The sequence below is a fragment of the Pseudomonas sp. Mn2068 genome, assembly GCF_049319725.1.
Classification (GTDB): domain Bacteria; phylum Pseudomonadota; class Gammaproteobacteria; order Pseudomonadales; family Pseudomonadaceae; genus Aquipseudomonas; species Aquipseudomonas gingeri.
Genome location: NZ_JBMOUG010000004.1, coordinates 215,327 through 241,575, shown reverse-complemented (window position 1 = coordinate 241,575; position 26,249 = coordinate 215,327). Strand labels below are relative to the sequence as shown.

Here is a 26,249-nt window from a genome sequence, read left to right as displayed (position 1 = left end):
GCTCCGTGCGGTACATCCCTGAATGTTTTACCCGCGTAAAAAAATAAAGAGTGGGAGTACATCTACATGCAAGCGACCAAGCAGACTCACGTCCGCTATTTGATCCTGCTCATGCTGTTTCTGGTGACCACGATCAACTACGCCGACCGGGCCACCATCGCCATTGCCGGCTCCAGCCTGCAGAAAAGCCTCGGCATCGACGCCGTCACCCTAGGTTATATCTTCTCCGCCTTCGGCTGGGCCTACGTGCTCGGGCAGATCCCCGGCGGCTGGCTGCTCGACCGCTTCGGCTCGAAGAAGGTCTATGCCCTGAGCATCTTCACCTGGTCACTGTTCACCGTGCTGCAAGGTTATGTCGGCGAATTCGGCGTCTCCACCGCCGTGGTTGCGCTGTTCATGCTGCGTTTCCTGGTGGGCCTGGCCGAGGCGCCGTCCTTTCCCGGCAACGCGCGCATCGTCGCCGCCTGGTTCCCGACCGCCGAACGCGGCACGGCCTCGGCCATCTTCAACTCGGCGCAATACTTCGCCACGGTGTTGTTCGCACCGCTGATGGGCTGGATCGTCTACACCTTCGGCTGGCAGCACGTGTTCGTGGTGATGGGCGGTGTCGGTATCGTGTTCTCGCTGATCTGGCTGAAAGTTATCCACAGCCCGCGCCAGCACCCGCTGATCAACCAGGCCGAGTTCGACCACATCGCTGAAAACGGCGGCATGGTCGACATGGACCAGGACAAGGGCAAGGGCGCCGGCAATGGTCCGAAATGGGACTACGTCCGCCAGTTGCTGACCAACCGCATGATGCTCGGTGTCTACCTGGGCCAGTACTGCATCAACGGCATCACCTACTTCTTCCTGACCTGGTTCCCGGTGTACCTGGTACAGGAGCGTGGCATGACCATCCTCAAGGCCGGCTTCATCGCCTCGTTGCCGGCGATCTGCGGCTTTATCGGCGGCGTGCTCGGCGGGATCATCTCCGACTACCTGTTGCGCAAGGGCCACTCCCTGACCTTCGCCCGCAAGGCCCCGATCATCGGCGGGTTGCTGCTGTCGACCACGATCGTCGCCTGCAACTATGTCGACATCGAATGGATGGTCGTGGGCTTCATGGCCCTGGCGTTCTTTGGCAAGGGGGTCGGCGCGCTGGGCTGGGCGGTGGTGTCCGATACTTCACCGAAACAGATCGCCGGTCTCAGCGGTGGCCTGTTCAATATGTTCGGTAACATTGCCTCCATCACCACGCCGATCGTGATCGGCTACATCATCAGCTCCACCGGTTCCTTCAAATGGGCACTGGTGTTCGTCGGCGCCAATGCGCTGGTGGCGGTGATCAGCTACCTGGTGATCGTCGGTGAAATCAAGCGTGTCGAATTGCGCGAGCCGCCCGCCGGCCCGAAGCATGATGCGCAACCCCAGCACCTGTCCCAAGCGCATTCCTGAGGAGCGGCTTCATGCAGTTGATTGAACATTCCGACTCGCCGCGCTCTATCCGCCTGCACCCGCGGGATAACGTGGTGATCGTGGTCAACGACCAGGGCGTACCGGCCGGCACCGCTTTTGCGGACGGCCTGGTGACCGTCGAGCACATTCCCCAGAGTCACAAGGTGACCCTGGTGGATATCGCCGAAGGCGGCGAAGTGATTCGCTACGGCCAGACCATCGGCTATGCCCTGCAAGCGATCCCGCGCGGCAGTTGGGTCAAGGAAGACCAGTTGCGCATGCCGACCGCGCCGCCACTGGACAGCCTGCCCTTGTCCACCGACGTGCCGCCGGCCCAGGCCCCCCTGGAGGGCTTTACCTTCGAGGGTTATCGCAACGCGGACGGTACGGTCGGCACGCGCAATATCCTCGGCATCACCACGACCGTGCAGTGCGTGACCGGTGTACTGGACCATGCGGTCAAGCGCATCAAGGATGAACTGCTGCCCAAGTACCCCCATGTCGATGATGTGGTGGCGCTGACCCACAGCTACGGCTGCGGCGTGGCGATCACGGCGACCGATGCCTATATCCCGATCCGTACCGTGCGTAACCTGGCGCGCAATCCGAACCTGGGCGGTGAAGCCCTGGTGATCAGCCTGGGCTGCGAGAAGCTGCAGGCCGGGCAGGTGATGCATGAAGGCGACAGTTCGGTGGACCTGAGCGAGCCCTGGCTCTATCGCCTCCAGGATTCGAGCCATGGGTTCACCGAGATGATCGAGCAGATCATGGAACTGGCCGAAACCCGCCTGAAGAAGCTCGACCAGCGTCGCCGGGAAACCGTGCCGGCGTCGGAGCTGATCCTGGGCATGCAGTGCGGCGGCAGCGATGCGTTTTCCGGGATCACCGCCAACCCGGCATTGGGCTATGCGTCCGACCTGCTGCTGCGGGCCGGGGCGACGGTGATGTTTTCCGAAGTCACCGAAGTCCGTGATGCCATCTACCTGCTGACCTCACGAGCAGAGAGCCTGCCGGTGGCCGAGGCGCTGGTGCGCGAGATGGACTGGTACGACCGTTACCTGGCCAAGGGCGAGGCCGATCGCAGCGCCAACACCACGCCGGGCAACAAGAAGGGTGGCCTGTCGAATATCGTCGAGAAGTCCCTGGGGTCGATCGTCAAGTCCGGCAGCAGCGCGATCAATGGCGTGCTGGGCCCGGGCGAGCGCTTTACCCGCAAGGGCCTGATCTTCTGCGCGACACCGGCCAGCGACTTTGTCTGTGGCACCTTGCAGCTGGCGGCCGGGATGAACCTGCATGTGTTCACGACCGGGCGCGGTACGCCGTATGGGCTGGCGATGGCGCCGGTGGTCAAGGTCTCGACCCGGACCGAGCTGGCACAACGCTGGCCGGACCTGATCGATATCGATGCCGGGCGTATCGCCACCGGACGGGCGACCATCGAGGAACTGGGCTGGGAGTTGTTCCATTACTACCTGGATGTCGCCAGCGGCAAGCAGCAGACCTGGGCCGAGCGGCACAAGCTGCATAACGACATTACGTTGTTCAACCCCGCGCCGATTACCTGAGTCTTCGATTGATCGTTCCCACGCTCCGCGTGGGAACGATCATCCTGTGGGAGCCGGCTTGCTGGCGATAGCGGTGTATCAGGCGACAACAATGTCGACTGCCCGATCGCAATCGCCAGCAAGCCGGCTCCTACAGGGGGTGTGTAAAACAACCAGGGCTTGCGCGTTTCAGAACACCGACCAACCAATGCGCTGGCTCAGCAGTTCCAGCGCCGCCATGCCCACCAGCGAATTACCGGCGGCGTTCAGTTCCGGCGCCCAGACGCACACGGTAAAGCGCCCCGGCACTACCGCGACAATCCCGCCACCCACTCCGCTCTTGCCCGGCAAACCGACCCGGTAGGCGAAGTTGCCGGCCTCGTCGTACAGTCCGCTGGTGGCCATGATCGAATTGACCTGCTGGGTCTGGCGTGGTGTCAGGATCTGCTCGCCGCTGTGCTTGCAGAAGCCATCGTTGGCCAGGAAGCAGAAGGCCCGGGCCAGGTCGATGCAGTTCATGCGCAGCGCGCAGTGGCTGAAATAGCTGCGCAGCACCGCTTCCACATCGTTGTGAAAGTTGCCGAACGACTGCATCAGGTAGGCCATGGCCGCGTTGCGCGCGCGGTGCTGGTATTCCGACTCGGCCACCTTGCCGTCGACCATCACCTGCATATTGCCGGACAGCCGCCGGACGAAGTCGCGCATCGACAGCGCCGGGGCGGCGAAACGCGACTGGTTGATGTCGCAGATCACCAGCGCGCCGGCGTTGATGAACGGATTGCGTGGCCGTCCGCGTTCGAATTCCAGCTGCACCAGCGAGTTGAACGGCTGCCCCGAGGGCTCGTGGCCCAGGCGTTCCCAGATGGCCTCGCCGGAATGGTTGATCGCCTGGACCAGGCTGAACACCTTGGAAATACTCTGGATCGAAAAGGGCGTCTGCGCGTCGCCGGCGTAGAACACCTCGCCGTCGTTGCTGTACACGGCAACACCCAGTTGATTGCCCGGCACATCGGCCAGCGCCGGGATGTAATTGGCCACCTTGCCCTGGCCGATCAGGGGCCGGACTTCATCGAGGATCTCGTTCAACAGCGCTTGCATGCTCGGGCTCGCAGTCACTTCCCGCGGGGTCGCAGGACTACATGCTGCTAGACGCCGGGCAGCGGATCGGGAGCACAGTTTTTGTTGTCGAAGAAGCGTCGCGGGTCTCTGTGCTAGAGTGCCCGGCCATGCGTTCTGGAGCCTGTCATGACCCTTTCGATGCGTAGCGCCGTGACCTTGTTGATGCTCGCCGGCCTGCCCCTGGCGGCCGAAGCCGCGCCGGGCGCGCCCATGCACGGGCAGTATCTGCCGCCGGACGACCTGTCGCTGCGTGGCGAGGAGCCCGAGCAACAGCAACTGCTGCAAGTCACCGAGTATTCGGTGGTGGTCGGCAACCAGCGCCAGTCCAACCAGCAGCCGATTCCGGTCACCTCGCCATTGCTGTTGCGCCTCAAGGGCAAGCCCCTGAGCAAGGGGGCCACCATCAGCCAGGTGCTGATCAGCTTCGACGGCGAAAGCAAAAGCCTGAAAAAACCGATGTTCGACGAGCAGAGCAAGACCCTCAACCTGTATTACCCGCTGACCCAGTACCGGGTGGTCATGGACCTGCTGCGCAACGACACGGTGTATTGCCAGTTCCTCACCTACGCCAACGGGCATATCTGGGCCGACCTGCATACCGGATCAGTTCGTACTCGTTGAGAGCGGAGCAGATGCGGGGGTAAACTGCCCGCCCCGTGTAATGTCTGTGGCTGGAGCCGGTAATGCGCAAAGATAAGAAACAGGTGATTGGTGACGAGATCGGCGACGCGCAGATCAAGTTGTTCCTCGACTTCGAGCCGGTCGATGCGACTTCGCCGTCCCTGCACAAGCTGATCAAGGCCTATCGTGGCCTGCGGATCGACGATTTCGAGCGTTTCCTGGTGTTCTTCAAGGAGGCCGGTTATGACCTCGACGGCAAGGATGAGCATGGCCAGGACTTCGTCGCCCTGATCCAGGACCAGCGCAACGCCCCTGACTACATCGAGCTGATCAACAACGCCCGCGGCTGATAGCTGTTCTCCAGGCGCCACGCAATCTGTGGGAGCCTGGCTTGCCAGCGAAGCTTCTGGCGATCTTGCGGTCCCCTTCGCTGGCAAGCCAGGCTCTTACAGGCGCGTTCGCAGAATAGTGTCCAGCCAAAAAAACGCCCCGCTCTTCAATCGAAGAGCGGGGCGTTTTTCATGGGCGATGACCTCAGGCGTAGCTTTCGGTCTCGCTGCTTGGCTCCACCAGCTCGAGGCTGATGTTGTTCCGGCTGTTGATCTGGCGATACAGCGCCGCGTCGGTTTCGAGGACCTTTTCCCGGGCCGGGAAGATTTCCTGGAGCTTGGCAGCCCATTCACCCCTGGCTTTTTCCGGGAAGCAGCGCTCGATCAGTTCCAGCATGATCGACACGGTGACCGAAGCACCCGGCGAGGCGCCGAGCAGGGCAGCCAGCGAGCCGTCCTTGGCCGCGACCAGTTCGGTGCCGAACTGCAGCACGCCGCCTTTCTTCGGGTCTTTCTTGATGATCTGCACCCGTTGGCCGGCCACTTCCAGACGCCAGTCCTCGGCTTTGGCTTCCGGGTAGAAGCGACGCAGGGATTCCAGGCGCTGCTCCATCGACTGCATCACTTCGCTGATCAGGTACTTGGTCAGGTCCATGTTGTCGCGGGCCACGGCCAGCATCGGGCCGATGTTGCCGGCGCGTACCGACAACGGCAGGTCCATCAGCGAGCCGTGCTTGAGGAACTTGGTGGTGAAACCGGCATAGGGGCCGAACAGCAGGGATTTCTTGCCATCCACCACCCGGGTGTCCAGGTGCGGCACGGACATCGGCGGCGAACCCACGGCGGCCTGGCTGTAGACCTTGGCCTGGTGGTGCTTGACCACTTCCGGGTTGTCGCAACGCAGCCACTGGCCGCTGACCGGGAAACCGCCGAAGCCCTTGCTTTCCTCGATGCCCGAAGCCTGCAGCAGGGGCAGGGCGGCACCGCCGGCGCCGAGGAAGACGAACTTCGCGTCGACTTCACGGCTGTTGCCGCTGTTCACGTCCTTGATGCTCACGGTCCAGCCGGCGCCGTTGCGCTTGAGACCGGTCACGCGCTTGCAGTACTTGACCTGGGCATCCGGAGCGCTGGTCAGGTGCTTGAGCAACTGGTTGGTCAGGGCACCGAAGTTGACGTCGGTGCCTTTCATCACGCGGGTCGCGGCGATCGGCTCGTCGGCCGGGCGGCCCGGCATCATCAGCGGCATCCACTCGGCCATCTTCGCGCGGTCTTCGGTGTACTCCATCTCGGCGAAGGCATGGTGCTGGTGCAGCACTTCGAAGCGCTTCTTCAGGAAGGCAATGCCCTTGTCGCCCTGGACGAAGCTCAGGTGCGGCACCGGGCTGATGAACGACTTGCACGAACCGAAGGTGCCTTTCTGCGCCAGGTAGGCCCAGAACTGCTTCGACACCTCGAACTGGGTGTTGATGTGCACGGCTTTCTTGATGTCGACGGAACCGTCGGCGGCCTGTGGCGTGTAGTTCAACTCGCACAGCCCGGCGTGGCCGGTCCCGGCGTTGTTCCACGGGTTGGAACTCTCCGCGGCACCCGAATCCATCAGCTCAACGACTTCCAGCTTGATACCGGGGTCGAGCTCTTTGAGCAGCACCGCAAGGGTGGCACTCATGATGCCGGCCCCAACCAGGACCACATCGACTGCTTCGTTATGCGCCATTAACGCGTCTCCAAAATCTGCAGCACCACATTGACGGCATGGCCGCCAGGAATTGACCGGGCTCAAGCAGCCCGAGGTCACTCATGGCCAGGTTCGCCATGTCCGATTCTTCGCAATTTTTTGCAACTTCAGCGGACGCTGTCGGTGGGCTTGAGGTGCGTATGAACGCATTTCAGGCGACCTCCGGCAATTCGACTTATGGTCGAGAGCATCCGATCGTGCAACCAAATCCGTGAGCGGACAGGCTTCAGGCACCTGTCCGGGAATATCGGGTCCTGTGTGATTGAGTCGTTGAGGACGCTGATGGTGCATTTCCAGACGCAAAACTTTTCATTTGCTCGCCACACTCTCGTGAAGTAGTGAATACCCGTTTTTTCACGCTCTTTTGAAGACGTGAACCTCAAAAAAGGGCTGCCGCAGCCTGTCACCGGACCCGCGAAGCAAATGCCGGCCGGGAAACGAGGCTGGCGTACGGGCAAACAGCTCAGTGAACGAGCGCAAGGGCAGCTCTGGCAGATTCGGTAAAAACGGTGGTTTGCAGGTGTGACAGCAAGCCCGCCGACTTCACTCGATCTGTGTGGGCGGCTCTCTGTGGGCGGTGCGGGGGAGCTAATGCCGGGGCATTAACGATGCTGCGAGGCCCGATCAGGAGACGTCCTTATAATCGGGGGGAGATTGTAACTAAGAATCGCGCAGAAATGATCCTGTTAAATGACTTTTATTAGCCGTCCGGTCAGATGGTCAACGGCTGGGGGCGGCGCGAGTGTCGTACGCGCGGGCTGACACGGGCACTGGCGGGCAATGGCTGGTGCAGCCAGACCAGGCGGATTTCCTCGATTTCCACCCAGCCGTCGCCCATCGGCGGCAGCTCGCACTGCTTGAAGGCCTGGCAGCGACCGTCGGCTCCCAGCAGGGCGAAACTGCGATGGGGCTTGCGCGGGAAGAACAGATACCAGAGAAATTCCATGGCGGAGAGCCTTTGATGGAGAATTGTCACAAGCTTGATACGCAAGCATTACGTGCAAATGTAGTTCATATGAATACCTTGTGACATGAACGCTTCCTGAACGAAGGGCAAGTCGGTGGGGTGTCTGGTGGCTGGGCCGGGCGCACGGCTATACTGCTGACCTGATTGTGCCTAGTCCTTGGAGAGATGAGCATGTTGCAACGCCTGTTGTTCGGTTTGATCACTGTGACCAGTCTGACCTTGGTCGGCTGTGCCAACAGCCCCCAGCAGCTCAGCCCGCAACCCAAGCTCACCACCCAGCTGGCGCCGGTGGGCCATGGTCAGCAGGTGGTGGTGAGGGTCGTCGATGGCCGTCGTTCGCCGGTACTGGGAACCCGCGGTGGCCTGTACCCTGAAACCAGCGCCATCACCGTCCAGGGCGCCGATATCGTGCCCAAGCTCCAGGCCCAGGCCGAAGCCGCCGTGCGCCTGCTGGGCTATACCCCGACGCCCAACGCGGTAAACGCCCCGAGCCTGACCGTGACCCTGTCGGACCTGACTTATCAGTCGCCCAAGGACTCCACCTATGTGACCGAGGCGACCATCGGTGCCAACTTCCGCTCCGACGTGACCAACGCCAACCAGCGCTACAGCGGCCAGTACGGTGCGTCGCTGAACCAGCGTTTCGGCATGGCGCCCAATGAAGAAACCAACACCAAGCTGATCAGCGACGTGCTCAGCGATGCACTGACCCGGGTCTTCAAGGACCCGAGCATCGGTCGCTTGCTGGGCCAGTAATTCCCGGTCCGAATCCGACAAACGAAAAACCCGGCCTGCATGGCCGGGTTTTTTTATGCCCGCCTGAAGTCACGCGGCTTCGACGTAGAAGTCCAGCAGGCTCACGCCGGTCGTCAGGTCGGTTTCGGGCAGGTCGGCGTGCTGGTGGCCGCCGAGGGCGCAATACACCAGCCAGTGACGGTCCTGGACGTTGAACGACATGGCGTCCACCAGGGCTTCCTGCTCATCGCTGGGGGCGATCAGGTAAAGGCGATCCTGGTTCTCTGCGTGCAGCATGACAAGCTCCGTGGCGGTATCGAGGTGCGACAGACTGGCTTGTTAAGGTGACGTTCAGGTGACAGTGGCGATTAACCCGTAAATTGTACGGTACCGGACACAATAAATTGTCATGCGTGGGTGATTCGATACCCGGGCGTGTCGCGAACGGCCATCCGCCGCTTGCTTCGTGGTCCGAAAGGCGCTGGTTATCCGAGGGTTCATGATGTCGCTGCATTTGATCTTGAGCGGTTTTGCAGGTCATCCGGGCAAGTGGCTCAATCTGTTTGCCTTGTTGCTGGCCTGTCCGGGGGCGTGGTTGTTGCAGATTACCCGCCGCCGTGAGCAACGGGCCCTGGAAAACCTGGAGATGCAGAGCGAGGGGCGGTCGATCGAGCAGCCGATGCTGCTGCTCGATGCCCGGGTGCTGCGGGCGAACCGGTTTTTCTATCGGTTCGGCTTTGCCTGCCTGGGCGTGGCGCTGCTGCTGTCCTGGCTCAGCACCCGGCTCTGAGGGCCTGGCTGCCGGTCAGAGTGCCAGTCCGGCCTTTACCCGGTACTGATTGCGCACCGGCGTCGCGTACTGTTGCACCAGGTACGGACGATGTTCCGCCGGACAGGCATCCAGGCGGCTTTGCCACTCCGCCTGGGCCTTGGCCAACTCCTCGGCGGGAAACAGCGCAGCGGCCGCGGGTACCTGCAATTGCGGGTCGGCATCGTTCCATTGGGCATACGCCAGGTAATGCACCGGGAACAACCGATAGCCACCGAGGATCTGCCGGTCCATTTCCTGGGCCAGCACCTTGGTGTCCTCGAACGTCCCGGTCAGCGGTGCGGCGAAGTTCACATGCACCCGGCCCTTGTAGCCGGTGATGCCCTTGGCAATGCTCACGTCATCCTCGCCCGGTGCCTTGCTGTAGGTGCCGGTAGTGGCGCGGATATACAGCTCGCGGGCCTTGGCCTGGTCGCAAGGGTCGTATTCGTAGCTGATCGAGACCGGTGTCAGGTTCAGCGAGCGGATGACTTCGGCGAAGGGCTCGTCCTTGCGACTCATATGGAACATTTTCAGGATCGCCGACTCGGTGCGGTCGTCACCATCCTTGGCGCGACCTTCGGCCTGGGCGATCCAGATCGACTGGCAGTCGTTGCGGATCGAATGATTGATATAGGCCGACAGCAGTTGATAGGCCGCCATCTTCTCGCGTCGCCCGGTGATCGAGCGGTGCACGATAAAACTCTTGTTCAGACGCATCAGGTCGCTGACGAACGGCTTCTGCAGCAGGTTGTCACCGATGGCGATACGCGGTGTCGGCAGGCCGGCGTGGTACACGGCATAGTTGACGAAGGCCGGATCCATCACGATGTCGCGGTGATTGGCCAGGAACAGGTAGGCGCTGCCGGACTTGAACTGCTCGACCCCGGTATAGGTCACCCCGTCGGTGGCCCGTTCGATGGTGTTGTCGACGTAGACCTCGATCTTGTCCTGCAGGGTCGCCACGCATTTCACGTCGGCGAACTCACGACGCAGCCGATAGGCGATCAGGGGCCTGAGCAGCCAGCCGAAGGCCTCGGCCAGGCGTGGGAAGCGGAAGTGCGTGAGAATATCTAGAAACGCCTTGTCGCCGAGCAACCGGGCCAGCACGGCTGGCACCTCGGAGTCGTCGTAAGGTCGGATGGCATCGAATTCGCCCATCATGCTCTCTTGTTAGAAACGGCTAGGGTAAGTAGAGGTTTGAGTGATAAATAACAAAGCCCGATCTGAAAAATAAAGCCCAGACAAAAAATTAGCCCTGCAAATAGACCGGCGATTATACGCACAAGTCACTTCGGAGGCCGCGATGCTGGAAACTGAGTACTACTCATGCCCCTACTGTGGTGAAGAGGCCGAGGCCGTGCTGGATTTGTCCGGCGGGGACCAGACCTACATCGAGGATTGCCCGGTGTGCTGCCGGCCGATCGTTTTCAACCTGCAGACCGACGGTCAGGAATGGATGCTCGACGTTCACAGTGAGAACGAGTGATGAGGGCGCCCGGATGCAACGAATCTACGAGCCGGAAAACCTGATGGAGGGCGAGCTGCTGCAAGGCATGCTCGCCAGCGAAGGGGTACAGGCGCATCTGGTGGGGCGCGACCTGCTGGGCGGAGCCGGGGAGTTGCCGGTATTCGGCTTGCTGGCCCTGGCGGTGGAGAATGATCAGGCACAATACGCACGCGAGCTGATCGCCGCGTACAATGCCGCTCTGCCGCTGCCCGGCGATGAACCGGAGAGTTTTCCCGACGTGCTGCTTTGCTAGTCGCGTCTTTCCATGAAGAGTCGTTTTGCCCCATGTGTGGACGTTTTGCCCTGTTTCGCTGGAACCCCGCCTTCGCGGCCTTGCCCGGCTTCCCCGCCGACCAGCAGGCGCAGTGGAACATTTCGCCCAACGATTCGGTGCTGATCCTGCGGGCGCCGACCGGCCAGCGTGAACTGGCGCGCGCGCGCTGGGGCCTGACACCGCCGTGGCTGACCGACCTGTCGCGCACGCCGGCCCACGCCCGGGCCGAAACCGTGGCCGAACAACCGATGTTTCGCCAGGCGTTTCGCGAGCGCCGTTGCCTGTTGCCGGCCAATGGCTTCTATGAGTGGCGTGGAACACAGCGCAAGCGCCCCTACTGGCTGACGCCGGCGGAAGGTTCGAGCCTGTTCTTTGCGGCGATCTGGGAGGCCTACCCGGTGCAGGAGCAGGTCTGGCTGAGCACCGCGGTGGTGACACAGCCGGCGGCGAGCCAGCGGCGACCGCTGATTCTCGATGCCGAGGGGCAGGCAGCGTGGCTGGCGCCGGACACGCCGTTGCACGATCTGCAGGCCTTGCTGGCCAGCCCCCAGGCGCCGTTGCGCGAACGGCTGCTGGCCAACCTGGTGAATGATCCGAAGCTCAATGCGCCGGAGTGCCTGACGCCAGGCTGAGTGCGGGTAACGCATCCAGCCCCTGCAACTACACCTTGAACTGATTGATCAGGCGTCGCTGCTGTTCCGCCAGCTTGGTCAGTTGCGCACTGGCTGCGCTGGACTCATCGGCACCGCCCGCCACTTCATTGGCCACCTGGCCGATATTGATCACGTTGCGGTTGATATCGTCGGCCACCGCGCTCTGTTCCTCGGCAGCGCTGGCGATCTGGGTGTTCATGTCGTTGATCACCGACACCGCCTGGGTAATGGTTTCCAGGGCCTGGGCGGCCTTGGCCGCGTGTTGCACGCTTTCATCGGTCTTGTTCTGGCTGTCCTCCATGACCTTGACCACTTCGCGGGTGCCTTGCTGCAACTGCTGGATCATCGACTGGATTTCTTCGGTCGCCTGCTGGGTCTTCTGGGCGAGGTTGCGGACCTCGTCGGCCACCACGGCAAAGCCGCGACCCTGTTCCCCGGCACGGGCCGCCTCGATCGCCGCGTTGAGCGCCAGCAGGTTGGTCTGTTCGGCAATCCCGCGGATGGCGATCAGGATCGCGTTGATGTTCTCGCTGTCCTTGGCCAGGGTCTGGACCACACCCACCGCGCGGCCGATTTCCACGGCGAGGGCGCCGATGGAGGTGGACGTGTCGCGCACGATGCGCATGCCGTCGCTGGCGGCCATGTCCGCATGGCTGGCCGCCTGGGCCGCCTGGGTCGCATTGCGGGCCACGTCCTGGGCGGTGGCGGTCATTTCCTGCACCGCGGTGGCGACCTGGTCGATCTCGGCCATCTGCTTGTGCACGCCCTGGTTGGTGCGGATCGCGATATCGGCGGTGTGCTCGGAGGAATCGCTGACGCTCTGTACCGACGTCACCACCTGGGTGATCATCGCCTGCAGCTTGATCAGGAAGGTGTTGAAGCCCTTGGCGATGGAGCCGAGTTCGTCGGCACGATCGCTGGTCAGGCGGCGGGTCAGGTCACCTTCGCCCTGGGCGATATCGTCGAGCATGGCGACCATCTGCTTCAGCGGCCGGGCGATTCCGTGACCCACCAGCCAGATCACCAGCAGGCCCAGCCCGGCGATGACCAGACCGACCACCGCCATGCCGAACACATCGGCCTTGCGCTGGTCGTTCAGGTCGCCCTGGAGTTTCTGCAGGTCGGCCATCACCGCGTTCAGCGGCAGTTGCATCATCAGGGTCCAGCGGGCATCGCTCTGGCCGATGCCGAAGGGCAGGTACAGCTCGATCAGGCCCTTGGCCTTGTCGACGTTATAAGTGACTTCGCCACGATTGAGCTTGCCCATGGTCGCGACTTTTTCGGCATCGAGGATATCGCTGACTTTCTCGCCGAACTTGCTCGGGTCCTTGGTATAGGCGACCAGGCGGCCGTTGGTGCCCACCAGGGCCATGTTGCCGGCACCGCCGTAGAGTTTCTGGTTGGCCGCCACCAGCATGTCCTGGATGAAGTTCACCGACAGGTCGGCACCGACGATGCCCTGGAATGCGCCATTGAGCATGATCGGCTCGATAAAGGACGCGAGCATCACCATCTTGTCGCCGACCTTGTACGGAGCCGGGTCGATCACGCAGGTCTTGTGGGTTTCCTTGGAGCACAGGTAGTACTCGCTGGCGCGCACGCCGGTGGAGAGGAGCTTCTGGTCATCGACATCCACCAGGGTTGAGAAGCCGAGGCTGCCGTCGTCGTTGCGGAACCACCAGGGCAGGAAGCGACCATCTTTCGCGGCCCCGGCCTTGGTGTTGTCGAGATAGGCGGCATCGTTGTGATCCAGGGCGTTCTTTTCCCAGCCGATATAGGCGCCGAGCACTTTCGGGTTCTGCTGCACGTTTTCCTTGATCAAGTTGATCAGTTGCTCACGGCTGACGCTCAGTACCGGCTTGCCGTCGGCGTCGTTGGTGCCGATCAGCGCGTTGACGCGCACCAGGCCGCCGGCGATCAGCAGCGGCGCTTCGAGTTCACGCTGGATCTGGCTGACCTGGGTCCTGGCCAGGGCGTTGAGACGCTGTTCGATCACCTGCTCGAACTGTTCCTGGGTGCGCTGCTGCACCATGTCCTGGGTCTTGGCCCCGGATAACAAGGCATAGACCACGAGGGCGGCGACCACGCTGAGGACAATGGCCCCGGCCAGTGCGGCGACGGAAAACTGAATCGACTTGAATTTCATGAGGGCTCCGGACGCAAGGAATGACGTCTGCCATGCTGTATCGGCTGGGCGTTCGGCGGGCATTAGGGAGCCTGCGGGAAATGGCTGTTTTGGATGTGCCCATGTCGCAAATGGATATGTCGCCGGGCTCGACGGGCCGTGGGATGGCGTTGATCGTGAATTTTTTCCTACAGATGTTTGAGGTTCGTCTGAAATCCGGGACTACAGATGGTTTGTATCTGGCGTTGATACAAATCACCGCCTAGGATAGCCGGCAGTTTTCAGGGAGAGTGCTCATGGCTAGACGATTGGTTTTGTGTGCGCTGACGGCGGGCCTGCTGCTCGCCGGCTGCCAGGCGGTCAATACCACCAGCGGCGGTGCCGTCGGGGTTGAGCGCAAGCAGTATATGTTCAGCATGTTGTCGACCCAGGAAGTCGACCAGATGTACGCCCAGTCGTATCAGAAGACGCTGGGGGAGGCGAAAGGCCAGGGCGTGCTGGACAAGACCAGCGCCAATGCCAAGCGGGTCCAGGCGATCGCCAACCGGCTGATTGCCCAGGCCCCGACATTCCGTCCGGATTCCGCGCAATGGCAATGGGAGGTCAATCTGATCAAGAGCGACGAACTCAATGCCAACTGTGGCCCCGGCGGCAAGATCATCTTCTATAGCGGGCTGATCGATAAGCTCAAGCTGAGCGACGATGAGATCGCCGCGGTGATGGGCCATGAGATCGCCCATGCCCTGCGTGAGCACGGCCGGGAAGCGATGTCCAAGGCCTACGGGATCGAGATGGCGAAGCAGGGCGCCGGTGCCTTGTTCGGCCTGAGCCAGGACAGCCTGGCGCTGGCCGATACCGTGGCGAACTACGGCATGACCTTGCCCAATAGTCGCGCCAATGAGAACGAAGCGGACCTGATCGGCCTGGAGCTGGCCGCGCGGGCCGGTTACAACCCGAACGCGGCCATCAGCCTGTGGAACAAGATGAGCAAGGCGGCGGAAGGTTCGCCGCCGGAATTCATGAGTACCCACCCGGCGTCCACCAGTCGGATCGCTTCTCTGGAAGCGGCCATTCCGAAGGTGATGCCGTTGTATCAGCAGGCCCGCAAGTCCTGAGCTTGCAGTCCCGCCATACCGTTCGATCAAAGCCGGACCCTGTCCTTGTAGGAGCCGGCTTGCTGGCGATGGCGTCGGTGCGGCGCGCATCGTTATCGCTGGCAAGCCAGGCCCCTACGGGTTACCTGGTGTTTTTCAGGCTCCCGGCACGGGGAGGCTCAGAGCCAGCCGCTGCTTTGCATGGCCTTGTACACCGCGACGATCGCCAGGATGAAGAACGCCGAGGCGGCCAGGCGGCGGATCAGGGTCAGCGGCAGTTTCTCCGCGGCGAAGTTGCCCGCCAGCACCACCGGTACGTTGGCGATCAGCATGCCCAGGGTCGTACCGATGATCACCAGCCACAATTCCGGATACTGCGCGGCCAGCATCACCGTGGCGATCTGGGTCTTGTCGCCGATTTCCGCGAGGAAGAACGCGATCAGCGTGGTCAGGAACGGGCCGAACTTGCGTGAGGTACTGGCTTCGTCATCGTCCATCTTGTCCGGCACCAGGGTCCACAGCGCGGTGGCGGTGAAGCTGGCGGCGAGGATCCAGTGCAGTACCGCATCCGAGAAGAAACTGCCGAACCAGGCGCCTACGGCACCTGCCGCCGCGTGGTTGGCGAGGGTGGCGGCGACGATGCCGGCGATGATCGGCCAGGGCTTGCGAAAACGGGCTGCGAGGATGAGCGCGAGCAGTTGCGTCTTGTCGCCGATTTCGGCCAAGGCAACGATTGCGGTGGGAACGAGGAGAGAATCCAGCATCAGGTTTTCCTAAGGGGCGGGTCGACACGGCTATGACACGTACAGCCTTCCCGCCCCGGGTAAGGTGTTCGTGTCATAGGTCTTGTCAAACCCCGGGTTCGTCTGTGCGAACCGTGGGTCGCATGCGCCATGGTCTGAGGACCAAGTATGTTGACGCATGCCGGACGAGCGTGGCGCTCGTGGGAGACTACTCCCCTAGGACGGAGCGGATTCTGCCTAGGCAAAATCCATTGCGCAAGCGTTTATTTTTCAGCCGCGCCTGGCACTGTAGATTCGAAAACCCTGTCCCTCGGCTTTGGTCACACAGGCCCCCAGATGCTCCTCGATCAGTGGCTGGTAGCGCAGGAAGCTATTGGCGACAAGCCGGAGTTCGCCGCCGTTTTTCAGATGTTTGGCTGCTTTTCGCAGCAGGTTTTCCGTTGTCAGGTAGTCGGTATGGACCCCGACATGGAACGGTGGATTGCTCAGAATCGCACTCAAACCCATGGGTGCGGCGTCGATTCCGTCCCCCGTCAGTACCTCTGCTTCCAGACCATTGGCCGCCAGGGTCAGGCGACTGCTGGCGGTGGCGAAGGCGTCGACGTCGAGCATGATCACGTTGTTGTGCGGGTAGCGCCGCTTGACGGCCGCCCCGAGCACGCCGGCACCGCAACCGAAGTCCAGCAACTGGCCGCTGGGCAGTTTGTCCAGGTGATCGAGGAGCAGGGCGCTGCCCCGATCCAGCCGGCCATGGCTGAAGACACCGGGCAGGCTGACCACCTTCAACGGACCTTCGGTCAGATCCAGTTGGTAGTGCCGGGCCAGGCTTTCCAGCGGCTTGGCCGCCGGCGCCTCGCCCACGGTGACTTGCCATAGCTGGCAGTGCCGGGCGCTGTCGAGCTTGCGCGGCTTGCCGAAGGGGTTGAGCTGTTTGGCCGCGCCTTCGATCCCGCTGCGTTTCTCACCGACGAGGAACACGTCGCCGCCGGGCAGGCGCGAGGCGACGGCATTGAGCAGGTAGTCGGTCAGGTCCTTGGACTTGGGCAGGAACACCACAGCGCTGTCGAACGGGACCTCGGGGATGTTCACGCCAAAATGGCTGCGGCCTTCGAAGCGTGCCTCGAGTGCCGCCTGATCGCCGGCGTGCCAGCACCAGCCGTGGGCATTGGGCAGGCGCCCGAGCAGATCGTCGGCGGGCAAGCCTGCCAGCAGCAGCTTGCCCTGGAAATATTCAGCCTGACGAAGCAGTACTTCACTGCGCGGATCCATGGTCTGCTCCCTGAAAAAAAGTGCGGCAGTTTATCAACTGACGACCCGCAGCGCTGCACCGCTGAAGAAGCCCCGGGCATTTTCCGCGAGTTGGCCGACGATGCGTTGCCTGGCTTCGCGACTGCCCCAGGCGTTGTGCGGGGTGACGATCAGGCGCGGGATATCGCCGGCCAGCAGGGGATTGCCGGCACTCGGCGGCTCGACGCTCAGTACATCGGTCGCGGCGCCACCGAGGTGACCGTTGCGCAACGCATCGGCCAGGGCCTGTTCGTCGATCAGTCCGCCGCGCGCGGTGTTGACGACAAATGCCCCGGGCTTGAGCTGGCTCAGTTCGGCGGCACCGATGAAGTGGCGGGTGTGTTCGTTCAAGGGGCAATGCAGGGTCAGGGCGTCGACGTGTGGTAGCAGTTCGGCCAGCGGAACACGATCTGCCCGCGCCGGCCGACCGGGAATCTGCCCCAGCAGCACGCGCATGCCGAAGGCCTCGGCCAGCCGCGCCACGGCACCGCCCAGTTCGCCGTGGCCGAGCAGGCCGAGGGTCTTGCCCTCCAGTTCGACGATGGGGAAATCCAGCAGGCAGAACTGTTGGGCCTGCTGCCAGCGGCCTTCACCGACGGCTTTCTGGTAGTCGCTCAGGCGGGTCGCCAGGGCCAGCAGCAACATCAGCGTGTGCTGGGCCACCGAAGGCGTGCCATAGCCCTGGCAGTTGCTCACGGTGATACCCCGCGCCCGGGCGGCCGCCAGGTCGACGTTGTTGGTGCCGGTGGCGGAAATCAGGATCAGCTTCAGGTCGGGGCAGGCGGCCAGGGTTTCGGCGTTCAACGGGATCTTGTTGCTGATGGCGACGGTGGCGCCAGCCAGGTGCTCCCGCACGTTCTCTGGCGTGGTCCGGGCGCACAGGCGCAGTTCGTCGAAGCAGGCGCGCAGAGGTTCGAGGTCGAGATCGCCGAGGTCCAGGGAAGGGTGATCGAGAAATACCGCGCGGCGAGGGTGGCTCATCAACTGTACCTTTTGTGCTGTCGAATGAAGGCGTAAGGTAGCCAGCCTACCAGATGACATATTTAGTTACCGAGGAGCCCACGGACGTGTCCATGTACCTGACTGAATTCTTGACCGTTGCGCTGATCCACCTGCTGGCGGTGGCCAGTCCCGGCCCGGACTTTGCCGTGGTGGTACGCGAAAGCGTGACCCACGGTCGTCGCGCCGGCACCTGGACCGCGTTGGGGGTCGGTACCGCGATCTTCCTGCATGTGGGCTATTCGCTGCTGGGCATCGGCCTGATCGTGTCGCAGTCGATCGTGCTGTTCAATGCCCTGAAATGGTTGGCGGCGGCGTACCTGTTGTATATCGGCTTCAAGGCGATCCGCGCCAAGCCGGCCAAGCCCGCAACGGATGACCTGGCGTTGCAGGTGGGCGAGCGCACGGCGCGTGGTGCCTTTACCTCGGGCTTCGTGACCAATGGCCTGAATCCCAAGGCGACCTTGTTTTTCCTGTCGTTGTTCACCGTGGTGATCAACCCGCATACCCCGCTGCTGGTCCAGGCCGGCTACGGCGTGTACCTGGCGGCGGCGACCGCGCTGTGGTTCTGCCTGGTGGCGATGCTCTTCAGCCAGCAGCGGGTGCGTGCCGGTTTCGCCCGCATGGGCCACTGGTTCGACCGGACCATGGGGGCGGTACTGATCGCCATCGGCGTGAAGCTGGCCTTTACCGAGATGCATTGATCCCGCTGAACTGGTTCAGATTGACGACATATTCCCGCGGGCTCTCGCCGAGCAGGCGCTGGAACATCGCACTGAACGCCCGGGCACTGCCATAGCCCAACACCTTCGCCACGTGCTGTACGCTTTCGCCGGCCAGCAGCCGTGGCAAGGCTTCCATCAGGCGCAATTGCTGGCGCCAGGCATTGAAATTCATCTGTACCTGTTGCTGGAACAGCCGGGCCAGGGTCCGGGTGCTGGCGCCGACCTGCAGTGCCCAGTCTTCCAGGGTGTTGGGATGATCCGGGGTCTGCAGCAGTGCCAGGCAGATCCGTTGCAGGCGCCGGTCGGTCGGCATCGGGATGTGCAGCGGCAGGTTCTCCAGTGACGCCAGTTCCTCCAGCATCAGTTGCTGGATCAGCGGATTCTTCGCCTGCTTCGGGCCCTGTACCGCCCGCACGATCAGTTCGCGCAACAGCGGTGTGACGGCGAGCACGCAGCAGCCTTGCAGGTTGGCCGGCGAATGCTCGGCGGCGATAAACAGCGAGCGCATGCGCACCTCGCCACTCATGAAGATCTCATGCTCCACCAGCGGTGGAATCCACACCGCCCGGGTCGGGGGAATGACCCAGGCGCCCTGGTTCGTGACCAGGCGCATCACCCCGCATACCGCATAGAGCAACTGCGCTTCCTCGTGGCGGTGCAATTCCTGGTGGGCGCCGTCGGCATAGTCGCGGGGATGAGCGCTGACGGGGCCGTGCAGGAAGTGACTGATCAACATGTCCGCTTCTTCCAGTCTGTCTGGTTTGATGAGTTATATGGCAGAAATGCACTTTATGGCCAACTTAGCATAAGGCACCGATAACTTTCCTGAAGCGTGCCGTGATGAATCAACCCAGAAACGTAATCCGCTACATCAACGCCGCCCATGTGATCGATCACATGTTCATGCTGATCTTCCCCGCAGCCGTGCTCGGCATGGGCCAGACCTTCGGCCTGGATTTCGCCGGGATGATCGGCCTGTCCCTGGGCGGCTTCATTGCCTTCGGCGCCTGTTCGCTACCGGCGGGCTGGCTGGGTGATCGCTGGAGTCGTCGCAGCATGATGCTGCTGTTCTTTTTCGGCATCGGCGCGGCCTCGGTGTTTACCGGGTTGAGCAGCACCGCCCCGATGCTGACCCTGGGCCTGACCCTGATCGGTGTGTTTGCCGCGATCTATCACCCGGTGGGCACCGCGATGCTGGTCAGTTACGCCCAGAACCGCGGTCGGGAAATCGGTATCAATGGCATGTGGGGCAACCTCGGGGTGGCGTTTTCCGCCTTGATCACCGGACTGCTGGTGGCGCATTTCGGCTGGCGCGCGGCGTTTATCATTCCAGGGGCCATCTCGCTCCTGTTGGGCGTGCTGTTTGCCTTGCAGGTGCGTGAGGAGCCGATTCCCGTGCGCCCTCATGTGAAGCTCAAGGGCGCCAATGGCCAGCAGATTTCCATGGTCATGGTGTTTACCGTGCTGGCGCTGGTGACCGCCACCGGCGGTGTGGTGTTCAACGCCACCACCATGACTTACCCGAAACTGTTCCAGGAGCGCCTGCATGAGTTGTTCGCGTCGCCACAGACCCTGGGGCTGATCGTCAGCCTGGCCTATGCCTTCGGGGCTGTCGCACAGTTGAGCATCGGTCGGGTGATCGACCGTGTCAGCCTGAAGTGGCCGTTCGTGCTTCTGACCCTGTGCCAGGCCCCGTTGCTGTTTGGCCTGGCCCAGGTTGATGGCCTGTCGGTGATGGTCCTGGGGGCGGCGTTGATGTTCGTGGTGTTCGGCCAGGTAACAGTGAATGACGCGATGGTCGCCAACTTCGTGGCCCCGCAATGGCAATCACGGGTATTCGCCCTGCGTTACTGCCTGTCGTTCGGCGCCAGCGCCACGGCGATTCCCCTGATCGCCTATGTCGAGCCACGCCAGGGTTTTGCCGGGCTGTACCTGATCCTGGCAGGGTTCGGCGCCTTGACCTTCATCGCCGCGCTGGTGTTTCCAAGAACCCCGGCCCAGCAGCCTGCCGGGCAGGTCGCCTGAAATATGACGGTTTCAGTGTGGATGCTGGCTTAAAGCTAGCATTCACGTCTGTCTGCAAATCATTCCTTTGGGTGATTTAGCGCGTGCGCGACGGCTCTAGAGTGCCTATCTTTAGCCACGACCGTGCAGTCAGACAAAGGGACGTCCATGTTGCAGACCCGCGTAATTCCACCCGCCGAAGGTGCGTATCAATACCCGCTCTTGATCAAGCGGTTGCTGATGTCCGGCAGCCGTTACGAGAAGACCCGCGAAATCATCTACCGCGACAAGGTGCGCTACAGCTATCCGACCCTCAGTGAGCGTGTCGCCCGGCTGGCCAACGTGCTGACGGCGGCCGGGGTCAAGGCCGGTGACACGGTGGCGGTGATGGACTGGGACAGCCATCGCTACCTGGAATGCATGTTCGCCATTCCGATGATCGGTGCGGTGATCCACACCATCAACGTGCGCCTGTCGCCGGAGCAGATCCTCTACACCATGAACCACGCGGTCGACCGCTTCGTGCTGGTCAACAGCGAGTTCGTCGGGCTCTACCAGGCGATTGCCGGGAACCTGACCACGGTGGAGAAAACCCTGCTGCTGACCGATACCGACGTCACCACGGCCGACCTGCCGAACCTGGTCGGCGAGTACGAGCAGTTGCTGGCGGCGGCGAGCCCGGTCTACGACTTCCAGGATTTCGACGAGAACTCGGTCGCCACCACGTTCTACACCACTGGTACCACCGGCAATCCGAAAGGCGTGTATTTCAGCCATCGGCAACTGGTGCTGCATACCATGGGCGTGGCGACGATCATGGGCAGTGTCGACAGCGTGCGCCTGCTGGGCACCAATGACGTGTACATGCCGATCACGCCGATGTTCCACGTGCATGCCTGGGGCCTGCCGTATGTGGCGACCATGCTCGGGCTCAAGCAGGTCTACCCGGGTCGCTACGATCCGGAGTTCCTGGTGGAGCTGTGGCGCAAGGAGAAGGTCACGTTCTCCCATTGCGTGCCGACCATCCTGCAGATGGTGCTCAATGCCAAGGCGGCCCAGGGCACTGACTTCAAGGGCTGGAAGATGGTGATCGGCGGCAGCGCGCTGAACCGCACGCTGTACGAAGCCGCCAAGGCCCGCGGCATCCAGTTGACCGCGGCCTACGGCATGTCGGAAACCGGCCCGCTGGTCTCCTGCGCCCACCTCAACGAGGAGTTGATGGCGGGCACCGAGGACGAACGCACCACCTACCGGATCAAGGCCGGCGTGCCGGGTCCCCTGGTGGAAGCGGCGATCATGGACGCCGAGGGCAACTTCCTGCCGGCCGACGGGGAAAGCCAGGGTGAACTGGTGCTGCGGGCGCCCTGGCTGAGCGAGGGGTATTTCAACGAACCGCAGAAGGGCGCGGAGCTCTGGGCCGGGGGTTGGCAGCACACCGGCGATGTCGCGACGCTCGACAGCATGGGGGTGATCGACATCCGCGACCGGATCAAGGATGTGATCAAGACCGGAGGCGAGTGGGTCTCGTCCCTGGCCCTCGAAGACCTGGTCAGCCGCCATCCGGCGGTACGCGAAGTAGCAGTGGTGGGGATCGCCGATCCGCAATGGGGCGAGCGCCCGTTTGCCCTGCTGGTGCTGCGCGAGGGCCATGAGATCGGCGCCCGGGAACTCAAGGAGCACCTCAAGCCGTTCGTTGAGCAGGGCCATCTGAGCAAGTGGGCGATCCCGAGCCAGATCGCCCTTGTTACTGAAATTCCCAAGACCAGCGTCGGCAAGCTCGACAAGAAGCGCATCCGCCTCGACATCGTCGAATGGCAGGCGAGCAACAGTACCTTCCTCTCGACTCTTTGAGTCCTCCTTGCCACGCCCGAAAGGGCGTGGCAGCCCCACCAAGCAAGCGCTTGCCTTGCCAAATCGGTTTTTTCAGCCATTCTTGCCGAGCCGGTATCGGCGAGCTTGGCGAAAGGGCTGTTCCAGAGTGGTTGGTGACTGCAAATCACACTTTAGAGGGATCAAGCAGTACTACCTGCTGGCTATAGTCCGCTCAAGGATTTTTCAGGAACGGAGCAGGCGCGCGATACAGCGATGCCGCCCTGGGTGAGTGGGGAGTGATGGTTGCTGTTTGCCCCGGGCGTTTCTGGATATCTGCCATAACAATAAAGCACATGGAGTAGCGTCGATGATCTCAGTAAACCAGTTCTGGCGCCGGGCGAAGCTGCCCCTGGCCGTCAGCCTCGCCTCTACGCTCGCCGGCCCTGCATTCGGCGTCAGTTTCAATATCGGGGAAATCGAGGGGAGTTTCGACTCGTCCCTGTCCCTGGGCGCCAGTTGGTCGACACAGAATCCGAACAAGGATCTGATCGGTGTCAACAACGGCGGCAAGGGCCTGTCGCAGACCTCCGATGACGGACACCTGAACTTCAAGGCCGGGCAGACTTTCTCGAAGATCTTCAAGGGCATCCATGACCTGGAACTGAAATACGGCGATACCGGCGTGTTCGTGCGCGGCAAGTACTGGTACGACTTCAAGCTGCAGGATGAAGACCTGGACTTCAAGAACGTCAGCAACGACAACCGCAAGGAAGGCGCCAAGTCGTCCGGCGGGCAGATTCTCGACGCCTTCGTGTACCACAACTACTCCATCGCCGATCAGCCGGGTTCCGTGCGTTTCGGCAAGCAGGTGGTGAGCTGGGGTGAAAGCACCTTTATCGGTGGCGGCATCAACTCCATCAACCCGATCGACGTGTCGGCATTCCGCCGTCCGGGTGCCGAGATCAAGGAAGGCCTGATCCCGGTCAACATGTTCTATGTGTCCCAGACCCTGACCGACAATCTGTCGGCCGAGGCGTTCTATCAGTTGGAATGGGACCAGACCGTGGTGGATAACTGCGGCACATTCTTCTCGCAGCCGGATGTGGTTGCCGACGGCTGTTCGGATAACCTGCGCTTGCTGTCCAAGCGCTCAACCCTTGCCGCTACTCCGGGCGCCCTGGCGGGATTGGCCCGATTCGGGCTCGATATCAATGAGGAAGGGGTACTGGTCAAGCGTGGTGCGGATCGCGATGCACGAGACAGCGGTCAGTTTGGTGTTGCCTTTCACTATAACTTTGAGCCGCTGGACACCGAGTTTGGTGCCTACTTCATGAATTACCACAGCCGGGCGCCAATTTTCAGCGCTACAGGGGCACCGGCTTCCGCTTACTCGAGTGCCGTGACATTCCTGCCAGGGGCGGCAGCGGCCTTACGTCCTCTGGCTATCGCGGGTAACTCCAAATACTTTATTGAGTACCCAGAAGACATACGCCTGTACGGGTTGAGCTTTTCCACCACCTTGCCTACCGGTACGGCCTGGAGTGGTGAGCTCAGCTACCGTCCAAATGCGCCTGTTCAACTCAACACCACCGATATTCTCTATGCCGGCGTCACCCCGTTACCAAACCTGAGTGCTGCCTCACCGTTGAAAGGCGTACCGGACCAGGACCTGCATGGTTATCGTCGCAAGGAAATTACCCAGTTCCAGACAACCTTCACGCACTTTTTTGATCAGGTCATGGGCGCCAGTCGCCTTACTCTGGTCGGTGAAGTGGGCGTGACTCATGTCGGTGGCCTGGAAAGCAGTTCGAAGGCCCGTTACGGACGTGATCCGGTATTTGGCCCTGGCGCAGGTCCGCTCTGTGCGACCCTCAACGCAGGCACCATCCAGGGAGCAGGTCCCGGCGCGAGTGCGGACAACCGCACTGCCAATTGCAACAACGACGGCTTCACTACCGCGACCTCCTGGGGCTATCGCGCCCGGGCCATCTGGGAGTATCCGGATGTCTTCGCCGGGGTAAACCTCAAGCCGAACGTGGCCTGGTCTCATGACGTCAACGGTTACTCGCCAGGCCCTGGCGGCAACTTCGAGGAAGGCCGCAAGGCCGTCAGCCTGGGCCTCGATGCCGAATACCAGAACACCTACACCGCGAGCCTGGCGTACACCAACTTCTTCGGTGGCGACTACAGCACGGTGGATGACCGTGACTTCGTGGCGCTGAGCGTCGGTGTGAACTTCTAAGTACGCTGAATTTCAGGAAGAACAAGAACATGAAGATAACCAAGAATCTGTTGCAGGTCGGCGTACTCGGATTGTCGTTGCTGGCCACCGGCGTGATGGCGGCGGTGTCCGCCGATGAAGCGGCGAAGCTGGGCACCACCCTGACCCCGATGGGCGCGGAAAAGGCCGGTAACGCGGCAGGTACGATTCCGGCCTGGGCGCCGATGGCGAAGAACATTGGCACGGTGGACAGCAAGGGTTTCCTGTCCGACCCGTATGCCAGTGAAAAACCGCTGTTCACCATCACCGCGCAGAACGTCGAGCAGTACAAGAACCAGCTGGCGCCGGGCCAATACGCGATGTTCAAGCGTTACCCGGACACCTTCAAGATGCCGGTCTACCCGTCCCATCGCGGCGCCACCGTGCCGGATGACGTGTTCGCCGCCATCAAGGAAAACGCCACCAAGACCAATCTGGTCAGCGGCGGCAACGGCCTGGAAAACTTCAAGACCGCCGTGCCGTTCCCGATCCCGAAAAGCGGTGTGGAAGTGATCTGGAACCACATCACCCGCTATCGTGGCGGCAGCGTGACCCGCCTGGTGACCCAGGCCACGCCGCAGGCCAACGGTTCGTTCAGCCTGGTGTACTTCCAGGACCAGTTCGTCTTCCGCGACAAGATGAAGGACTACGATCCGGCCAACCCGGGCAATATCCTGTTCTACTTCAAGCAGAAAGTGACCGCGCCGGCGCGTCTGGCCGGTGGCGTGCTGCTGGTCCATGAAACCCTCGACCAGGTCAAGGAGCCGCGTTCGGCATGGGTCTACAACGCCGGCCAGCGTCGTGTACGTCGTGCCCCGCAAGTCTCCTATGACGGTCCGGGTACCGCCGCCGACGGCCTGCGCACTTCCGACAACCTGGATATGTACAACGGTGCGCCGGATCGCTACGACTGGAAGCTTGAAGGCAAGAAAGAGATGTACATCGCCTCCGACAGCTACAAGCTCGACGATCCGAAACTCAAGTACGCCGACATCATCAAGGCCGGCCACATCAACCAGGACCTGGCACGCTACGAGCTGCGCCGTGTCTGGCATGTGGTCGCGACCCTGAAGGAAGGCCAGCGCCACATCTACGCCAAGCGTGACTTCTACATCGACGAAGACACCTGGCAGGCGGCGGTGATCGACCATTACGACGGTCGTGGTCAACTGTGGCGCGTGGCCGAGGCCCATGCCGAGAACTACTACGACAAGCAAGTGCCGTGGTATGCCCTGGAAACCCTCTACGACCTGCAGTCCGGCCGCTACCTGGCGCTGGGCATGAAGAACGAAGAGAAGCAGGCGTATGACTTCGGCTTCACCGCCACCACCAGCGACTTCACCCCGGCGGCCCTGCGCCAGGACGGCGTTCGCTGATACCCGTTGCAGGGCAGAGGCGCATCCTCTGCTGAAAACGCCCCGACCGGTTCGGGGCGTTTTTTTGTCCGGCGGGAAACTGTGGCGAGATA

26 protein-coding genes, 1 pseudogene and 1 riboswitch are annotated in these 26,249 nt (G+C 62.1%); of the genes and pseudogenes, 16 read left to right on the top strand and 11 right to left on the bottom strand.

Features of this window, described 5'->3' with window-relative positions; genetic code table 11:
• The first annotated feature begins 66 nt into the window (after positions 1-66).
• Both ACL9RJ_RS11805 and garD read left to right on the top strand, forming a co-directional pair.
• Positions 67-1,437: an MFS transporter gene (locus ACL9RJ_RS11805; RefSeq protein ID WP_017123551.1), complete on the top strand. Its 1,371-nt coding sequence runs from the start codon at positions 67-69 to the stop codon at positions 1,435-1,437.
• Positions 1,438-1,448: 11 nt separating this feature from the next.
• The gene (garD, locus tag ACL9RJ_RS11800) at positions 1,449-3,002 is read left to right on the top strand and encodes a galactarate dehydratase (RefSeq protein ID WP_017123552.1); all 1,554 of its coding nucleotides are present in this window, start codon (positions 1,449-1,451) and stop codon (positions 3,000-3,002) included.
• A 168-nt stretch (positions 3,003-3,170) separates the two neighbouring features.
• On the opposite strand, the gene glsB is transcribed toward garD, so the two are convergent.
• On the bottom strand, positions 3,171-4,079 hold the full coding sequence (gene glsB, locus ACL9RJ_RS11795) for a glutaminase B (RefSeq protein WP_017123553.1): 909 nt from the start codon (positions 4,077-4,079) through the stop codon (positions 3,171-3,173).
• A gap of 147 nt (positions 4,080-4,226) precedes the next feature.
• On the opposite strand from glsB, the gene ACL9RJ_RS11790 reads away from it, so the two are divergent.
• Positions 4,227-4,721, top strand: coding sequence for a hypothetical protein (locus ACL9RJ_RS11790; protein ID WP_017123554.1), 495 nt, complete (start codon positions 4,227-4,229; stop codon positions 4,719-4,721).
• Positions 4,722-4,783: 62 nt separating this feature from the next.
• A complete protein-coding gene (locus tag ACL9RJ_RS11785; protein ID WP_017123555.1) occupies positions 4,784-5,071 on the top strand; it encodes a PA4642 family protein in 288 nt (95 codons plus the stop codon).
• 184 nt (positions 5,072-5,255) lie between these two features.
• Here the strand turns inward: ACL9RJ_RS11785 and mqo are convergent, their stop codons facing one another.
• Positions 5,256-6,764 (bottom strand): malate dehydrogenase (quinone), encoded by a 1,509-nt coding sequence (mqo, locus tag ACL9RJ_RS11780; RefSeq protein WP_103032576.1) that lies wholly within the window; start codon positions 6,762-6,764, stop codon positions 5,256-5,258.
• 733 nt (positions 6,765-7,497) lie between these two features.
• Positions 7,498-7,731 carry a hypothetical protein gene (locus ACL9RJ_RS11775; protein WP_017123557.1) on the bottom strand — a complete coding sequence of 78 codons (234 nt, stop codon included), beginning with the start codon at positions 7,729-7,731 and terminating at the stop codon, positions 7,498-7,500.
• Positions 7,732-7,923: 192 nt separating this feature from the next.
• Here ACL9RJ_RS11775 and ACL9RJ_RS11770 point away from each other — a divergent pair, with 192 nt between their 5' ends.
• On the top strand, positions 7,924-8,508 hold the full coding sequence (locus ACL9RJ_RS11770) for a YajG family lipoprotein (RefSeq protein WP_017123558.1): 585 nt from the start codon (positions 7,924-7,926) through the stop codon (positions 8,506-8,508).
• A gap of 69 nt (positions 8,509-8,577) precedes the next feature.
• Here the strand turns inward: ACL9RJ_RS11770 and ACL9RJ_RS11765 are convergent, their stop codons facing one another.
• Entirely contained in the window at positions 8,578-8,784 is a 207-nt protein-coding gene (locus tag ACL9RJ_RS11765) for a hypothetical protein (RefSeq protein ID WP_017123559.1), read from the bottom strand.
• A 205-nt stretch (positions 8,785-8,989) separates the two neighbouring features.
• On the opposite strand from ACL9RJ_RS11765, the gene ACL9RJ_RS11760 reads away from it, so the two are divergent.
• On the top strand, positions 8,990-9,277 hold the full coding sequence (locus ACL9RJ_RS11760; RefSeq protein WP_177084568.1) for a hypothetical protein: 288 nt from the start codon (positions 8,990-8,992) through the stop codon (positions 9,275-9,277).
• Between the two features lie 15 nt (positions 9,278-9,292).
• Here the strand turns inward: ACL9RJ_RS11760 and ACL9RJ_RS11755 are convergent, their stop codons facing one another.
• On the bottom strand, positions 9,293-10,459 hold the full coding sequence (locus ACL9RJ_RS11755; RefSeq protein WP_422765267.1) for a 1-acyl-sn-glycerol-3-phosphate acyltransferase: 1,167 nt from the start codon (positions 10,457-10,459) through the stop codon (positions 9,293-9,295).
• A gap of 142 nt (positions 10,460-10,601) precedes the next feature.
• Here ACL9RJ_RS11755 and ACL9RJ_RS11750 point away from each other — a divergent pair, with 142 nt between their 5' ends.
• Genes ACL9RJ_RS11750 through ACL9RJ_RS11740 form a run of 3 tightly spaced genes read left to right on the top strand, consistent with a single transcriptional unit; the run spans position 10,602 to position 11,711 of the window.
• The gene (locus ACL9RJ_RS11750; protein ID WP_017123562.1) at positions 10,602-10,784 is read left to right on the top strand and encodes a CPXCG motif-containing cysteine-rich protein; all 183 of its coding nucleotides are present in this window, start codon (positions 10,602-10,604) and stop codon (positions 10,782-10,784) included.
• Positions 10,785-10,797: 13 nt separating this feature from the next.
• Positions 10,798-11,058: a putative signal transducing protein gene (locus ACL9RJ_RS11745; RefSeq protein ID WP_017123563.1), complete on the top strand. Its 261-nt coding sequence runs from the start codon at positions 10,798-10,800 to the stop codon at positions 11,056-11,058.
• A gap of 32 nt (positions 11,059-11,090) precedes the next feature.
• Positions 11,091-11,711, top strand: coding sequence for an SOS response-associated peptidase (locus ACL9RJ_RS11740; protein WP_017123564.1), 621 nt, complete (start codon positions 11,091-11,093; stop codon positions 11,709-11,711).
• 28 nt (positions 11,712-11,739) lie between these two features.
• On the opposite strand, the gene ACL9RJ_RS11735 is transcribed toward ACL9RJ_RS11740, so the two are convergent.
• Both ACL9RJ_RS11735 and ACL9RJ_RS11730 read right to left on the bottom strand, forming a co-directional pair.
• Entirely contained in the window at positions 11,740-12,483 is a 744-nt protein-coding gene (locus ACL9RJ_RS11735; RefSeq protein ID WP_370590970.1) for a methyl-accepting chemotaxis protein, read from the bottom strand.
• Between the two features lie 114 nt (positions 12,484-12,597).
• Positions 12,598-12,798 (bottom strand): annotated as a pseudogene (locus tag ACL9RJ_RS11730) (HAMP domain-containing protein); the annotation flags it as partial.
• A 1,100-nt stretch (positions 12,799-13,898) separates the two neighbouring features.
• On the opposite strand from ACL9RJ_RS11730, the gene ACL9RJ_RS11725 reads away from it, so the two are divergent.
• Together ACL9RJ_RS11725 and ACL9RJ_RS11720 are read left to right on the top strand one after the other, a co-directional pair.
• Complete coding sequence (locus tag ACL9RJ_RS11725) at positions 13,899-14,123, top strand: hypothetical protein (RefSeq protein WP_146049124.1); 225 nt, start codon at positions 13,899-13,901, stop codon at positions 14,121-14,123.
• A gap of 30 nt (positions 14,124-14,153) precedes the next feature.
• A complete protein-coding gene (locus tag ACL9RJ_RS11720; RefSeq protein ID WP_042934278.1) occupies positions 14,154-14,972 on the top strand; it encodes a M48 family metallopeptidase in 819 nt (272 codons plus the stop codon).
• 158 nt (positions 14,973-15,130) lie between these two features.
• On the opposite strand, the gene ACL9RJ_RS11715 is transcribed toward ACL9RJ_RS11720, so the two are convergent.
• From ACL9RJ_RS11715 to ACL9RJ_RS11705, 3 genes are all read right to left on the bottom strand, one after another.
• The gene (locus tag ACL9RJ_RS11715) at positions 15,131-15,715 is read right to left on the bottom strand and encodes a TMEM165/GDT1 family protein (RefSeq protein WP_177084128.1); all 585 of its coding nucleotides are present in this window, start codon (positions 15,713-15,715) and stop codon (positions 15,131-15,133) included.
• Positions 15,716-15,802: 87 nt separating this feature from the next.
• A riboswitch (yybP-ykoY riboswitch) is annotated at positions 15,803-15,924 on the bottom strand.
• Between the two features lie 40 nt (positions 15,925-15,964).
• Entirely contained in the window at positions 15,965-16,963 is a 999-nt protein-coding gene (locus ACL9RJ_RS11710; protein ID WP_422765264.1) for a methyltransferase, read from the bottom strand.
• Positions 16,964-16,996: 33 nt separating this feature from the next.
• A complete protein-coding gene (locus tag ACL9RJ_RS11705; RefSeq protein WP_422765263.1) occupies positions 16,997-17,962 on the bottom strand; it encodes a 2-hydroxyacid dehydrogenase in 966 nt (321 codons plus the stop codon).
• A gap of 92 nt (positions 17,963-18,054) precedes the next feature.
• Here ACL9RJ_RS11705 and ACL9RJ_RS11700 point away from each other — a divergent pair, with 92 nt between their 5' ends.
• The gene (locus ACL9RJ_RS11700) at positions 18,055-18,684 is read left to right on the top strand and encodes a LysE family translocator (protein ID WP_017123570.1); all 630 of its coding nucleotides are present in this window, start codon (positions 18,055-18,057) and stop codon (positions 18,682-18,684) included.
• Here the strand turns inward: ACL9RJ_RS11700 and ACL9RJ_RS11695 are convergent.
• Positions 18,668-19,441: an AraC family transcriptional regulator gene (locus ACL9RJ_RS11695; protein WP_017123571.1), complete on the bottom strand. Its 774-nt coding sequence runs from the start codon at positions 19,439-19,441 to the stop codon at positions 18,668-18,670. The two genes, ACL9RJ_RS11700 and ACL9RJ_RS11695, sit on opposite strands and share 17 nt — an antisense overlap.
• A gap of 104 nt (positions 19,442-19,545) precedes the next feature.
• Between ACL9RJ_RS11695 and ACL9RJ_RS11690 the strand changes: the two genes are divergently transcribed.
• From ACL9RJ_RS11690 to ACL9RJ_RS11675, 4 genes are all read left to right on the top strand, one after another.
• Entirely contained in the window at positions 19,546-20,730 is a 1,185-nt protein-coding gene (locus ACL9RJ_RS11690) for an MFS transporter (RefSeq protein ID WP_103032574.1), read from the top strand.
• A 147-nt stretch (positions 20,731-20,877) separates the two neighbouring features.
• Positions 20,878-22,560, top strand: coding sequence for a fatty acid--CoA ligase (locus tag ACL9RJ_RS11685; RefSeq protein ID WP_177117762.1), 1,683 nt, complete (start codon positions 20,878-20,880; stop codon positions 22,558-22,560).
• Positions 22,561-22,888: 328 nt separating this feature from the next.
• On the top strand, positions 22,889-24,763 hold the full coding sequence (locus ACL9RJ_RS11680) for a DUF1302 domain-containing protein (RefSeq protein WP_422765262.1): 1,875 nt from the start codon (positions 22,889-22,891) through the stop codon (positions 24,761-24,763).
• Between the two features lie 29 nt (positions 24,764-24,792).
• Positions 24,793-26,157, top strand: coding sequence for a DUF1329 domain-containing protein (locus ACL9RJ_RS11675; RefSeq protein WP_177106541.1), 1,365 nt, complete (start codon positions 24,793-24,795; stop codon positions 26,155-26,157).
• Positions 26,158-26,249: the final 92 nt, after the last annotated feature.